The sequence below is a fragment of the Streptomyces sp. CA-249302 genome (genome assembly GCF_050936785.1).
GTDB lineage: Bacteria > Actinomycetota > Actinomycetes > Streptomycetales > Streptomycetaceae > Streptomyces.
Genome location: NZ_JBNJMG010000001.1, coordinates 1,965,702 through 1,979,368, shown reverse-complemented (window position 1 = coordinate 1,979,368; position 13,667 = coordinate 1,965,702). Strand labels below are relative to the sequence as shown.

Below are 13,667 nucleotides of genomic sequence, written 5' to 3'. Positions count from 1 at the left end.
ATCCATGACCTCCTCTACACCGGACTCACCTCAGCTTCGGAGCGACCATCGTGACGCGTGAACCCCTCTTCCCGACCGGAACGGACGAGCCCACCACCGCCCCGCCCCCCGGCTGCCCCGCACACGGCCTCGGCCCCGGCGGGGTGCGCCGGCTGTACGGGCCCGAGGCGGAGGATCTGGGGGCGGTGTACGAGGAGCTGCGTGCCGAGCACGGCACGGTGGCTCCCGCGCTGCTGCATGAGGACGTGCCGATCTGGGTGGTGCTCGGGCACAGTGAGAACCTGCACATGCTGAGCACACCTGCGCACTACAGCCGTGACACCCGGCTGTGGACCGCCCTTCAGGACGGATCGGTCAAGCCCGATCACCCGCTCATGCCGATCGTGGCGTGGCAGCCCATCTGCTGCCACGCCGAGGGCGACGAGCACCTGCGGCTGCGCGGCGCGGTGACCGGCGCGATGTCGACCATCGACCACCGGGGCATCCGCCGCTACATCAACCGCGCGACCCAGCACATCGTGAACAAGTTCTCCCAGGCGGGAAGGGCCGATCTGGTCAGCCAGTTCGCCGAGCACCTACCGATGGCGGTGATGTGCGAGATCCTGGGCATGCCCGACGAGTACAACGACCAGATCGTGCATGCCGCCCGTGACCTGCTCAAAGGCACCGAGACCTCGATCGCCAGCAACGCGTACATCATGGATGCCCTGATGCGGCTCACCGTCCGCCGCCGGGCCGAACCCGAGGACGACTTCACCAGCCACCTGATCAACCACCCGGCGGGGCTCAACGACGACGAGATCGGCCAGCACCTGCGCGTCATCCTGATCACCTCGTACGAGGCCACCGCCAATCTCCTCGCCAACGTACTGCGGGTGGTGCTCACCGATCCGGGGTTCCGCGCCCAGCTCAACGGCGGCCAGATGACGGTGCCTCAGGCGGTCGAGCAGTCCCTGTGGGACGAGCCCCCGTTCAGTACCATGCTGGGCTACTTCGCCAAGCAGGACACCGAGCTCGGCGGTCAGCACATCCGTAAGGGTGACGGCCTCCTCCTCGGCATCGCCCCGGGGAACGTCGACCCACGCGTGCGCCCCGATCTCCAGGCCAACATGCGGGGCAACCGCTCCCACCTGGCCTTCAGTGGCGGTCCCCACGAGTGCCCGGGCCAGGACATCGGCCGTGCCATCGCCGACGTCGGCGTCGACGCGCTGTTGACCCGCCTCCCGGATGTCGAACTCGCCTGCGAGGAGGACGAACTGAGCTGGAGGACGTCCATCTTGAACCGGCACCTCGTGGACCTGCCGGTGAAGTTCGCGCCCAGGCCCCAGCAGGACGTCATGCAGCGGCCCTCCGTCAACCCGATGCCGCGGCAGCGCCCGAACGACTCGCAGTTCAGTACGCCGCGGCCGCAGTCCACAGCTCAGGAGCCCGCCGCGCCGACGTCGGCGGCGGTGTCCGAACCGGCCCGTCAGCCGGGCGTGTTCCGGCGCATCCTGCGCTGGTGGCGCGGGGACTGAGCCGACCGGAGCACCCGGGCTACTCGGCCCATTCCTCGTACGACGACCAGGCCCGCAGCACCCGCGGGCTGACGAACCGGTGCTCGCGCCCCGTGACCGGATCGGTGAACTCCAGGGCTCGCGCCAGCAGTTGGAGCGGGCGCCGGAAGTCACCGTCCGCCACGGGGCCGGTCACCACGGGATAGAGCGGATCACCGAGGATCGGCACCCCCAAGGCGCTCATGTGCACCCGGAGCTGGTGCGTCTGCCCCGTGCGGGGTCTCAGCCGATAGCGAGCCAGCCCGTCGCCCCGCTCTTCCAGCAACTCCACGACGCTGACGGCATTGGGCTCGCCCTCGACCTCGCGCGCCGCCATGACCCCTCGCTCCTTGACGATCCGGCTGCGCACGGTGCACGGCAGGGCGAGCGACGGATCGTACGGGGCGACCGCCTCGTATTCCTTGGCGATGAGCCGGTCGCGGAACAGTGACTGGTACGCGCCGCGCTCCGTGGGGCGCACGGTGAACAGGACCAGCCCGGCGGTGAGCCGGTCCAGGCGGTGGGCGGTGCCCAGCGTGGGCAGGCCCAGCTCCCGGCGCAGCCGCGCGAGTGCGGTCTCCGTGACATGGCTGCCGCGCGGTGTCGTGGCCAGGAAGTGCGGCTTGTCGACGACGACGATGTGCTCGTCGCGGTATACGACGTTCAGCGCGAACGGCACCGGCACCTCGTATGGCAGCTCCCGGTGGAACCACACGAACATGCCTGGCACGTAGGCCATGTCACGCGACACGGCACACCCGTCGGCGTCCACGATCAGTCCCGCGTCCAGCATCCCGTCGATCACCCCCGCCCCGGCCGCGAGCCGCTCCACCAGATGATCACGCACGGTCGCCCACGCCGCCCCCGGGGGCAATTTCACCCGCACCGGATCGACCCCGTCGCGCTGCGGCAGGGGAGAAGGAGGGATCGGGCTTCGTCGTCTCATCGCGATCAAGCTTACGAGGGGGCACTGACAGCGGGGTACGAGCCGGTCCCGACTTCGCTCTCAGGCCGGTGGAAGGATTCGGGCCACGAGCGTGCGCCGACGATCCTGACTCGCTGCGCTCTCGACGGGGTCGGCTTGCATTCGCCTCGAATTCCTTCACGCGCCTTCCTCCATCCGGACGGCCGACGCGGCCCGGGACCGGACCCGACCTGCACGCCCGGGCAGAGCGATGGACGCCTCGCGCGTATCGAGCCGTTCCGGTCTCCGCCTCGGCTCGGCCGCCGCTCGGTCACCGACCGCAAAGGGGGGCGCGTGCAGCCTGATCGGGCGACCGTTCAAATGTGAGTGCAACACGTTCATGTCTGAATCAACGGCGGCCACTTCCGGTCTGGACCGAACTGCGATGTGATAGTAGGCGTACGGCCGAAGGTGGCGCGTCCTGTTCGCGCCGCCGTGGAAGGGGGAGCCCGTGGTGCCACTCGTTCCGTCGCCGCCCACTGTGACCGCCACTGCCTCGGCCATCCTGGAGCACACTCGTGCGCGGGCAGGCCAACAGCGCGAACGGATCTGGCCTACGGCCGGCAGAACCACACGGCCCGGCAGGGCCAGGAATTCCTGCGAGCCCTCCTGGGCCTGACTGTCACCGCAGGCACGTCACCCCCGACCACTCCGCGATCCCCGCCGCCCGCCATCGCCTCTTCGCCTGCTTCCGGAACCGAGCGACCCAGCACCTCCGCTCACGCTGTGCAACGACCCGACGGAACCGACGGGAGGCACACCTCCACTGAATGCGAAGACCCCGCCCGCTGACCCGGCGTCTGCCGCTCCTCGGTGGTCCCACGCCGGCCCGAAGGATGCGCTGCCCCGGCTTGTCGAGGCCGAGCTTCGCCGGTTGCCCCCGCTGTGTGAACCGGGGCCATCCGTCGGCGATGCGGTCGGCCACATGCTCTTCCCGTCCGGGAATCCGCTGCGGCTGATGCTGCTGCACCGCGCCCGGAGCCGCTCCCCCGGTCACCTCGAGAGCCTGTTCGCGGCAAGGCGGCGCAGCACACCTCGCCGAGGAACAAGCCGACCAGAAAGAGGTGCTCAGCATGGACAAGACCGCGACGGGCGTGTGCATACGCCTCGCCGAGGGAGGGGATGTGCGGGACGGGGCAATGGATCGCGTTCATGCCCACCTCCGTGGCACTCAGGACAGCCTGACAACGCCCTTCGTGGTGCGGCAGAACGCCTGGGCTCGCGACGTCTTCGGCGCGTCTGTGCAGTGGATGCAGGGACATGGACTGCTGACTGCTGAGCGTCGGCAGTGGCTGGAGCAATGCGACATCGGGGCACTGCTCGGTCTCACCAATCCGTACTCGGACCGCCACCTCCTCCGGCTGGCCGGGGACTGGTACGTATGGCTGTACGCCTTTGACGACGGTGTGTGCGACGAAGCGTTCACCGGTGCCCAGGCGTGGGACATGGCCCATCTGACACTGCGCCTCAAGCGATCCGTGACGGGCTACGCACCTGGCGAGGAGCCCGAAGAGAACTACGCGCGTGCTCTGTTCGACCTGCGGTGCCGTATCGCCGAACACGCCACACCCGCCCAACTCGTCCGCTGGACGGAAGCAGTCCGTGACTACTTGAACGGGCAGCTGTGGGAAACCATGTACCGCGCCACCGGGCGCACTCCCGCTCTGGACGACTACATCACGATGCGCGAGTCGGCTTCCGGCTGTCTCACCTGCTTCGCGCTCTTTCCGATGCTCAACCGCTATCACCTGGCCGAAGAAGAACGCGCCCATCCGGACGTGGAGCAGCTCTCCCGGTCCGCCAACCGGATCATCGCCTGGGACAACGACCTGTTCTCCTACTGGAAGGAACAGGGAGACCACTCGGCGATCGCCAACCTCATCACCGCAGTGGCACAGCAACGGAAGTGCGGGACCGCAGCGGCCATCACATACGCCCGAAAGCGGCGCGACGACGAACTGGCCACCTTCCTGCGCACCGAGAAGCGCATCGCCCGCCACCTGGGCGCGGACGGAAGGAACTACATCGCCAATCTCAGGAATTGGGTGAGCGGAAGCCTGGAATTCCACAAGACGAGCCGACGCTTCGCCCCCGCGCCCCGCGCCGTGCACCTCTGACCCGTCGCAGCCCCAGGGAGGAACACATGACCACCCGAGCCGGCATTCCTCGGGCACCAGGATCCTTTCCGTTGATCGGCCACGCGCCGTCTCTGTTGCGCTCCCCGCTGCCGTTCCTCAGCTCGCTCGCTTCGCACGGCACCCTGGTAGAGGTCCGAATCGGCCCCATGACCGCTCTGGTCGTGTGCGACGCACAACTGACACGTCAAGTCCTGCTCAACGACAAGGTGTTCGACAAGGGTGGCCTGTTGTACGACCGGGTCAGGGAAGGGTTCGGCAACGGGCTGGCCTTGTGTCCGCACTCGTCCCATCGGCGTCAACGCCGCCTGATTCAACCAGTGTTCAACCGCGGAAACCTGGGCCAGTATGCCGAAACGATGACTGAGATGATCTACTCGGCCATCAACGGATGGGTGGACGGACAAACCATCGACGTCCTCGCGGAGATGCAGGAGGTGACCGCGCGGACCATCGTCGCCTCGATACTGGGCCAGACCTTCACGGAAGACGAGCTTTCCGCAATGCTTCGGGACTTCGGAACACTGTCCCGCGGCAGTTACCGGAGGATGTTTCTGCCACCGTCCATGGCGAAACTCCCCACTCCCGGCAACCGGAACTACCGCGCTGCCCGAGCTCACCTCCGTCAAGCGCTGACCGCAGCCATCCATACGCGTCGTACCGGGGCCACCACACACAAGGACCTTCTGGGGGCGCTTCTTGAGTCATCCCAGGAGGGAGAGAGGCTGACGGACGACGAGGTGGTCGACCAGGCAATGATCTTCTTCTTCGCCGGCATGGAATCCACAGCGGCAACACTCGCCTGGTCTCTGCATCTCATAGCCGCTCAGCCGGAAATCGAAGGCGCACTGCACAGGGAAGTCGACGCCGTGCTGGGCGGGGCTCCGGCCACCGGCGGTTGCCTGGCCGACCTGGCGTACACCCGAAGCATCATCACGGAAACCCTGCGACTTTACCCACCCGGTAGTCTTTTCACCCGTGTGACCACCACCCGAACAGGCCTGGGCGGCTACGAGATAGGGGCGGGCACGACGATTATCTGCAGCCCCTACCTCATACACCATCAGCCCGAGAACTTTTCCGCGCCGCATGTCTTCGACCCGAGCCGCTGGAACGAGACGCGGCAGACCGAGGCGGACAGGGCGACGTTCATTCCCTTCGGCGGAGGGCCCCGAAAATGCATCGGGGACAATTTCGGCATGATGCAAGGCGTTCTCGCACTGGCCGCCATCGCATCCAAGTGGAAACTCGCTCCTGTGCCTGGAGCCAAGGTGCGTGCCGGAGTCCGGACTGTGATCAATCCGCAGGGACTGCTCATGACCGCGGTGTCGCGGCCGACCAGCTCCGCGACAGCTCCGCAGCCGCTGCTCAGGCACCGGCGATCAGCTGGATTCTGAGGGCACTGCCGGCGGTGCCTCCTTCTCCGCGATGTCCGTTCGACGGGTCCTCTGCCACCGGTACAGGCCCCCCAGTCCCAGCGTGACCACCAAGAACAACACCGTGAACCACTGGAAGTACCAGTGCCCGCCCGTCGGGTCGTACACCGCCGCCCTCGGCCACGCCAGGTTGACCGTCATCGCCAGGCCGTAGACGAGGGCCAGGGCGTTGACCGGGATACCCCAGCGGCCCAGGGAGAAGAGCTTGGCGTTCGTCTCGTCGGTGCCCTCCGAGAGGAACTCGCCGCGCAGGCGTCGTACCAGAAGCGGCCCCGTGACCATCGCGTATGCCAGGTACAGCATCACGATGCAGGTCGTGCCGATGGCCAGGAAGGCGTCCGGGGACGCGAAGTTGAGGAGGAGCAGGGCCGCTGCCAGGACACCGACCACCAGGGCGGGGGCGCTGGGCATTCCTGTGCGGGGATTGACGTGGGACAGGCGGGCGGAGAAGGGGAGTTGGGCGTCGCGGGCCATCGAGAACAGCATGCGGCAGGCCGCCGTCTGGATGGCCAGCGTGGCCACCGCGATCGCCACCACCACGTCGGCCAGCAGTGCCTTGCCGACCCCGTCGCCGAGGCTGCTCGTCAGGACGTAACTCAGGCCGTCCACGCCCAGGTGCCCGTCGGTCAGGCTCGGCGCGGCGAGCAGGCCGCCGAGGATGATCAGGCCGCCCAGGAGGCCCGCGGCGCCCAGCGCGGTGAGGATCGTGCGGGGTGCCGTGCGGCGCGGATTGCGCGTCTCCTCGCTCATCTCGCCCGCGCTGTCGAAGCCGATCATCACGTACGCCGCCGTGAAGGAACCGACCGCAAGTGCCCCGAAGAGACCGGTACTTGCCGCGCCCGTGGTGTGGAAGGTGATCCCGGGGGAGCGCTCGGAGTGGGTCAGCAGCAGGACGATGATCAGGACCGCGCCGATGATCTCGGCGGTCACCCCGACCCGGTTGATCACCGACATCACGCGGTTGTCGACGACGTTCACCAGTGTGGTGAGGATCAGCAGGATGACTCCGAGTACCGCCGCGTTCGCCGCGCCGTCCGGTGACGTCACCGTCGGGTCCGTGCCCACGAGTTGGAAGCCCGACCAGATCGCCGGCAGCACCATCTGGAGCGCGAGGGCCGCCGCCGCTACCACCACGATCTGGCCGATCACCATGATCCAGCCGGCGAACCAGCCGAAGGTGAGGTTCGAGAGGCGGGACGACCACTGGTAGATCGCGCCCGAGATGGGGTAGCGGGCGGCCAGTTCCGCGAAGCAGGCCGCTACCAGCAGCTGCCCCAGCAGCACCACCGGCCAGGCCCAGAAGAAGACGGGGCCGCCGAACGCGTACCCGAAGGCGAAGAACTGGAAGACCGTCGTCAGGACGGAGATGAAGGAGAAGCCGGCCGCGAAGGAGGCGTAGCGGCCCAGGCTGCGGTGCAGTTCCTGGCGGTAGCCGAACTCCGCGAGGGAACCGTCGTCGGGGGAGTGCGGCGGATCGGGGCGTACGTCGGAGGGGGTGGTCGTCGTCACGGCGGCACCTGCCTTGGGCGCGGGTCCTGCGAGCGGATTCCTGTCAGGCGACAGAAATTAGGGACGCGGTGTTTCGCCCGCGTCACGTCGCCATGTCCACGGCGGGCCCAAGTCCTCACGTCCTTGTGGCCGAGCCGAAAACGCGATACATCGTGTGTATTGACGGCTTGTGGTGGATCGCGATATGTTCGGACACGGATATTCGGTTACGAGGTGGTGAGGGTCATGGCGATGAAGCGCCGCAAGCTCGGCAATCCGCTGGCGCTCGCCGTGATGGTCACCCTCTGGCAGAAGCCGATGCATCCGTACGAGATCGCCCAGACCCTGCGCCGGCAGGGCAAGGACACCAGTACGAAGATCAACTACGGCTCGCTCTACACGGTCGTGCAGAACCTGGAGAAGCACGGCTTCGTCGAGGTCACGGACGTGGAGCGGCAGGGCAACCGGCCCGAGCGCACGGTCTACGGGCTCACCGAGGCCGGGCGCGAGGAGTCGACCGAGTGGATGTCGGACCTGCTGGCCGTGCCGGCCAGGGAGTTTCCGATCTTCGAGAGCGCGCTGTCCTTCATCGGGGTCGTGCATCCCGACGAGGTGGTGCGGCTCCTGGAGGAGCGGCTGAAGACCCTGGAGGTCGAGGCGGCGAGCGCCCGCGGGGCGCTGGAGAAGCTCTACGAGTCCGTGCCGCGGCTCTTCCTCGTCGAGGTCGAGTACCAGCTGCACATGGTCGAGGCGCAGGCCGAGTGGGTCGGGGGCTTCGTCGAGGAGATCAGGAAGGGCTCGATGCCGGGCGTCGAGGGATGGCGCCAATTCCATGAAACGGGGGAGCTGCCGGCGGAGTTCACCTAGCGCGTCACCACGAGAAGGACCCCGACCGGGCTGTTGCAGCAGCCCTGCCGGGGTCGCGAACCCCGAGCTGAATCCGCCGAAAGGCACATCCAGGCGATCGAGGTGCGGCACACCCAGGATAGCCCGGTGCTCTTCCAGCGGATCAGACGGATCAGACACATCGCCGTACATCCGCTCAACCATGGAGAGCAGTCGTCATGAGCAGTACCCGTGCGCCCGCCGTCGAGGCGCGTCAGCTGATCAAGACCTACCGGGGCGACGTCACCGCCCTCAACGGCATGGACGTCACCGTAGAACCGGGCACCGTCTTCGGGCTCCTCGGCCCGAACGGCGCCGGCAAGTCCACCACCGTCAAGATCCTCACCACCCTCGCCGAGCCCGACTCGGGCACGGCCACCGTCGCCGGACACGACGTGCTGCGCCACCCCGACCGGGTGCGCCGCGCGATCGGCGTGGTCGCCCAGGGCTCCGGCGCCGACCCGGTCGCCACGGGCCGCGAGAACCTCCAACTCCAGGGCAGGCTCTACGGGTTGAAGGGCGCCGCCCTCAACACGCGGGTGGACGAGCTGCTGGACCGTTTCAGCCTCGCCGATGCCGCGGGGCGCCCGGTCAAGGGTTACTCCGGTGGCATGCGGCGCCGGCTGGACGTGGCCCTGGGCCTGGTGCACCGGCCCGAGGTGCTCTTCCTCGACGAGCCGACGACCGGCCTCGATCCCGAGGCCCGCACCGCGATGTGGGACGAGATCGACCGGCTCGCGGGGGAGGAGGGGCTGACCATCCTGCTCACCACGCACTACCTCGACGAGGCCGACCGGCTCGCCGAGCGCATCGCCATCGTCGACCGGGGACGCGTGGTCGTGGAGGGCACCCCCGACTCCCTCAAGGGCGAACTCCGCGGTGACGCCGTCCACTTGGAGCTGCGGGAAGCGATCGGCGAGGCCGGTCGTGTGCTGCTCGACGGCGCCCTGACCGGGCTGCCCGGCATGCACGAGGTGCTGGTCGACGGACGCCGGATCAGCGTCCGTGCCGACGACGGGGCAGCCGCCGTACCCACTCTGCTCGGTGCTCTGGAGCGGGCCGGAGTCGGCGTGGCCGCCGCGACCGTCGCCCGGCCGTCCCTCGACGACGTCTACCTCCGTTACGCCGGCCGCCGTTACTCCGAGGCCGACGCCGAAGCCACCGAGAACCTCGTCCTCGCCGGAGGTGCGCGATGAGTACGGCCGTCTCCCAGACCTGGTACATGACGCAGCGTCAACTCATGGTGTTCACACGGCAGCCCGCCTACGCGATCATCACCTTGATCCAGCCGGTGATCTGGCTGTTCCTGTTCGGCAACCTCTTCAAGAAGGTCGTCGAACTGGGCGGCTTCGGGACGACCACGTATCTCGACTACCTCGTCCCGGGCGTGGTCGTGATGAGCGCGCTCAGCTCCAACATGTGGGCCGGCATGGGCACGTTGGAGGAGATCCAGCGCGGCACCCTCAACCGCTTCCTGACCACTCCGGTCAGCCGGGCCGCGCTGATGAACGGGAACGTCGTCAACAACGGGCTGATCACCGCGTTCCAGTCGGTCGTCATCGTGCTGCTCGCCCTGATCGGCGGCGCCGACTATCCCGGCGGCGTGGGCGGTATCGCGATCCTGGTGCTCTGCGCCGTGCTGCTCGGCACGATCTTCGGGGCACTGTCCAACGCGCTGGGCATGCTGGTCCAGGAGCGGGAGTCCATCATCGGCATCAACACCTTCCTGCTGCTGCCGCTGACGTTTCTTTCGAGTGCCTTCATGGCGCCGTCCCAGATGCCCTCCTGGATGCGGCACATCGCCGACTTCAACCCGCTCAACTGGGCGATGGTCGCGGGCCGTTCGGCACTGTCCGAGCATCCCGACTGGGGTGACGTGCTGAGCCGTGGCGGCGCGCTCCTTGCGCTCGCGGTGGCGGCGGTGTGGCTGTCGATCCGGACGTTCAGGTCGTACCAGCGCTCGGTGTGAGCATGGCGAAGGGGCGGCACCCGACAAGGGTGCCGCCCCTTCGGGCGTCTCACGCGGCCGGCGCCGCACCCTCCTGCTCCGCCTCGATACGGGCGTTCCACTCCCGCTTGGAGGCCTGCCAGCCGTCCTCGTTGTGGCCGAGCCGCCAGTAGCCGGAGATCGACAGGTCCTCGCGGGCGATCTGGAGGTCGACGCGGAGCAGTTGGCGCAGCTGCTTCACGAAGTGCGCCTCACCGTGCACGAACGCGTGCACCCGGCCCGCCGGGAACTCCAGCTCCCGTACCGCCTCGCACAGCATCTCGCCGACCGGCCGGTCGCCGCGGTGCAGCCAGACGACCTCCACGTCGGAGTCGATCTTCTGCTCCTCCTCGGGCCCGGACACCTCCACGAAGGCGTGTGCCGTGACGCCGTCGGGCAGCGCCTCCAGGGAGCGGGCGATCGCGGGCAGCGCGCTCTCGTCGCCGACGAGGAGATGCCAGTCGGCCTCCACGCTGGGCGCGTAGGCGCCGCCGGGGCCCATGAAGCGCACCGTCTCGCCCGGCTGGACGCGCAGCGCCCAGGGGCCGGCCAGACCCTCGTCGCCGTGGACGACGAAGTCCAGCGTCAGCTCGCGGGACTCCGGGTCGAAGGCGCGCACGGTGTACGTCCGGGTCACCGGCCACTGCTCGCGCGGGAGTTCCTCGCGGATCCGCTCCATGTCGAAGGGCTCCGGATAGGTCACGCCCTCGGCCGGGGGGAACAGCAGCTTCACGTAGTGGTCGGTGCAGGTGTCGGCCGTGAAACCGGCCAGTCCCTCGCCGCCGAGGACCACGCGCTGCATGTGCGGGGTCAGCCGTTCTGTGCGGACGACCTGCGCGGAATGGGGCTTCCGCGGCCTCCGAGCCGGACGTTCTGCCATGACGGCCTCCCATGCTTCCTTGCTTAGGCTTACCTAAGTTAGCACCTCTCCCCCTGACAACACCCTAATGAGAGCGACATTTCTGAAAACGGAAACAATGTTTACGTATCAAGAGTGGTCAGCAGCCGGTGCAGTGACCCGCCCAGTCCCCACCGAGTCGCCAGTGCATCCAACGCCGCCGGGTCGCGCGGGGTGCGCGGCAGCGCCGTGTCGACATCCGGAAGGGGGACGTCGTCGGCGACCTTGACGACCTTCGGCGCGACGGCGACGTAAGGCCGCGACTCGTCGAGCCGCTTGCGCTGCGACGGGGTCAGCTTCGCCTTGGGGTCGTCCACCGCGGCCATGATCCCGGCCAGGTCCCCGAACTCGGCGAGCAGCTTCGACGCCGTCTTCTCGCCGATGCCCGGCACGCCCGGCAGCCCGTCGCTCGGGTCGCCGCGCAGCAGCGCCAGATCCGCGTACCCCTTGCCGTCGACACCATACTTCTCGCGCAGCCACGCCTCGTCGGTCAACTGGAGCGTGCCGACGCCCTTGAGCGGGTAGAGCACGCGGATTCCCCGCGCGTCGTCCACGAGTTGGTACAGGTCGCGGTCGCCGGTGACGATGTCCACCGGCAGCTTCGCGCGCGCCGTGAACGTGCCGATCACATCGTCCGCCTCGTACCGCTCGACGCCCACGCGCGCGATGCCGAGTGCGTCTAGGACCGCCTCGATGACCGGCACCTGCGGTGACAGCGTGTCCGGCACCTCCTCCTCGTCCGGGCCCGCCGCGCGCTCCTCGGCGACGCGGTGTGCCTTGTAGGAGGGGATCAGGTCGACCCGCCACTGCGGACGCCAGTCCGCGTCCATGCAGGCCACCAGGTCGCTCGGCCGGTGGTCCTTCACCAGCCGGTCGATGAATTCCAGCAGCCCGCGCACGGCGTTCACCGGCGTGCCGTCCGGGGCCTTCACGGATTCCGGGACGCCGAAGTAGGCGCGGAAGTAGAGCGAGGCGGTGTCGAGGAGCATCAGTCGTCCGGTCACGTTCGCATCATGCCGTACGGCACCGACAGCCACCGATGTGAAGCACCGGCGGCGATCCCACGCACCCCCTGTGAACCGCACCGCCATCGCGTTTGCGCTGGTCGGCCAAAGGCAGGCGCGGCACCGTCCCCCACCCCCGAGATCAGAGGTACGCGTGCCAGCCAGGCTTGAGGCCCAACAGCTCTACAAGGTGTTCGGCAGACGCCCCGACGAAGCGGTCGAACGGCTCCGCCGGGGCGCCGACCGGGAGGAACTGCGCGCCGACGGCACCACGGCCGCCGTCATCGACGCCTCCTTCACCGTGGAGCCCGGTCAGATCCAGGTCGACAAGGAACTCGTCGAGGCCGCCGAGGCATTCGGCACCACACCCCGCGACACCCTGCCGCGCGTCCAGCTGCCGCTCGCGCTGCCGACCGTCATGGCCGGCGCCCTCGGCACCCAGATCTCCCCGCTCGGCCGTCGCGCCGCAGCCAAGGCCAGCGCCGCCCAGGGTCTGAAGCTCTGGCCGTACCGCCCAAGCCCGCCGCTCGCCGTGATCGGCGTGGTGATCCTCGCCCTCGTCGTGGGCGGCATGGGCATGTTCGGCAGCAGCGGCGGCACCGCCCCGGTCGCCGACGGCACGAACGTCGGCCAGGGCAAGAAGGTCAGCATCGGCTGCATCCCCTGGGACGAGGGCGTCGCCTCCACCTACCTCTGGAAGGAGGTCCTCGAACAGCGCGGCTTCCAGGTCGACGCCAAGCAGTTCGAGGCCGGCCCGCTCTACACCTCCCTCGCCGCCGGCAACGTCGACTTCCAGACCGACGCCTGGCTGCCGACCACCCACGAGCAGTACTGGAAGAAGTACGGCAGCGAGCTGGACGACCTCGGCGCCTGGTACGGCCGGACGTCGCTGAGCTGAGCGTCCCCTCGTACATGAAGGGCATCGACTCCCTCGACGACCTCAAGGGCAGGGCCTCGCAGTTCGGCGGGAGGATCATCGGGATCGGGCCCGGCATCGGTGAGATGAACCTGCAAGAAGCTCTTCGGTGAGGGCGGGCTCGGCGGCCTGGAGGCAGGGATCGGCAAGGTCGGCCAGGGGCATGAGGAGCGGGCGGTCGCCGCCTGGCTCAAGGAGGTCCCGGACATGGTGGGCCGGATGACCCCCTGGCCGGGGGCCTCGCCGCCGACGGAACCGGCGGATGGGCACTCGGGTACGAAAAGGATCCGGCCAACCACATAGCGCTACGCCATTACCCAAGCTTCGGCGCCCTCCTGGCCGGAAAATCCGCCCGATCCTTCGACGCGCCACGCACACTTTCCCGTTGCGCCGAGGGCACACCGGACATCACCGCGGTG

At 68.5% G+C, this 13,667-nt stretch carries 9 protein-coding genes and 2 pseudogenes; 7 read left to right on the top strand and 4 right to left on the bottom strand.

What is annotated here, in order from left to right; all coding sequences use genetic code 11:
- Nucleotides 1-50 precede the first annotated feature (50 nt).
- Nucleotides 51-1,517, top strand: a complete 1,467-nt coding sequence (locus tag ACQEWB_RS08955; RefSeq protein WP_432828830.1) for a cytochrome P450 — start codon at nucleotides 51-53, stop codon at nucleotides 1,515-1,517.
- Between the two features lie 19 nt (nucleotides 1,518-1,536).
- Here the strand turns inward: ACQEWB_RS08955 and ACQEWB_RS08950 are convergent, their stop codons facing one another.
- Nucleotides 1,537-2,481, bottom strand: coding sequence for an RluA family pseudouridine synthase (locus tag ACQEWB_RS08950; RefSeq protein WP_432828828.1), 945 nt, complete (start codon nucleotides 2,479-2,481; stop codon nucleotides 1,537-1,539).
- Nucleotides 2,482-3,572: 1,091 nt separating this feature from the next.
- Between ACQEWB_RS08950 and ACQEWB_RS08945 the strand changes: the two genes are divergently transcribed.
- Together ACQEWB_RS08945 and ACQEWB_RS08940 are read left to right on the top strand one after the other, a co-directional pair.
- Nucleotides 3,573-4,616, top strand: coding sequence for a terpene synthase family protein (locus ACQEWB_RS08945; protein WP_432828826.1), 1,044 nt, complete (start codon nucleotides 3,573-3,575; stop codon nucleotides 4,614-4,616).
- 26 nt (nucleotides 4,617-4,642) lie between these two features.
- Nucleotides 4,643-6,031 (top strand): cytochrome P450, encoded by a 1,389-nt coding sequence (locus tag ACQEWB_RS08940; RefSeq protein ID WP_432828824.1) that lies wholly within the window; start codon nucleotides 4,643-4,645, stop codon nucleotides 6,029-6,031.
- On the opposite strand, the gene ACQEWB_RS08935 is transcribed toward ACQEWB_RS08940, so the two are convergent.
- Nucleotides 6,017-7,579, bottom strand: a complete 1,563-nt coding sequence (locus ACQEWB_RS08935) for an amino acid permease (RefSeq protein ID WP_432828822.1) — start codon at nucleotides 7,577-7,579, stop codon at nucleotides 6,017-6,019. The genes ACQEWB_RS08940 and ACQEWB_RS08935 overlap by 15 nt on opposite strands.
- A 225-nt stretch (nucleotides 7,580-7,804) precedes the next feature.
- On the opposite strand from ACQEWB_RS08935, the gene ACQEWB_RS08930 reads away from it, so the two are divergent.
- From ACQEWB_RS08930 to ACQEWB_RS08920, 3 genes are all read left to right on the top strand, one after another.
- The gene (locus ACQEWB_RS08930; protein ID WP_432828820.1) at nucleotides 7,805-8,425 is read left to right on the top strand and encodes a PadR family transcriptional regulator; all 621 of its coding nucleotides are present in this window, start codon (nucleotides 7,805-7,807) and stop codon (nucleotides 8,423-8,425) included.
- A gap of 197 nt (nucleotides 8,426-8,622) precedes the next feature.
- Nucleotides 8,623-9,639, top strand: a complete 1,017-nt coding sequence (locus ACQEWB_RS08925; protein WP_432828818.1) for an ATP-binding cassette domain-containing protein — start codon at nucleotides 8,623-8,625, stop codon at nucleotides 9,637-9,639.
- Nucleotides 9,636-10,412, top strand: a complete 777-nt coding sequence (locus ACQEWB_RS08920; protein WP_432828816.1) for an ABC transporter permease — start codon at nucleotides 9,636-9,638, stop codon at nucleotides 10,410-10,412. Before ACQEWB_RS08925 ends, ACQEWB_RS08920 begins: the two co-directional genes overlap by 4 nt.
- A 49-nt stretch (nucleotides 10,413-10,461) precedes the next feature.
- Here the strand turns inward: ACQEWB_RS08920 and ACQEWB_RS08915 are convergent, their stop codons facing one another.
- On the bottom strand, nucleotides 10,462-11,310 hold the full coding sequence (locus tag ACQEWB_RS08915) for a siderophore-interacting protein (protein ID WP_432828814.1): 849 nt from the start codon (nucleotides 11,308-11,310) through the stop codon (nucleotides 10,462-10,464).
- A gap of 101 nt (nucleotides 11,311-11,411) precedes the next feature.
- A pseudogene (locus tag ACQEWB_RS08910) lies at nucleotides 11,412-12,355 on the bottom strand (5'-3' exonuclease).
- A 281-nt stretch (nucleotides 12,356-12,636) separates the two neighbouring features.
- Here ACQEWB_RS08910 and ACQEWB_RS08905 point away from each other — a divergent pair.
- A pseudogene (locus ACQEWB_RS08905) lies at nucleotides 12,637-13,343 on the top strand (glycine betaine ABC transporter substrate-binding protein); the annotation flags it as partial.
- Nucleotides 13,344-13,667 lie beyond the last annotated feature (324 nt).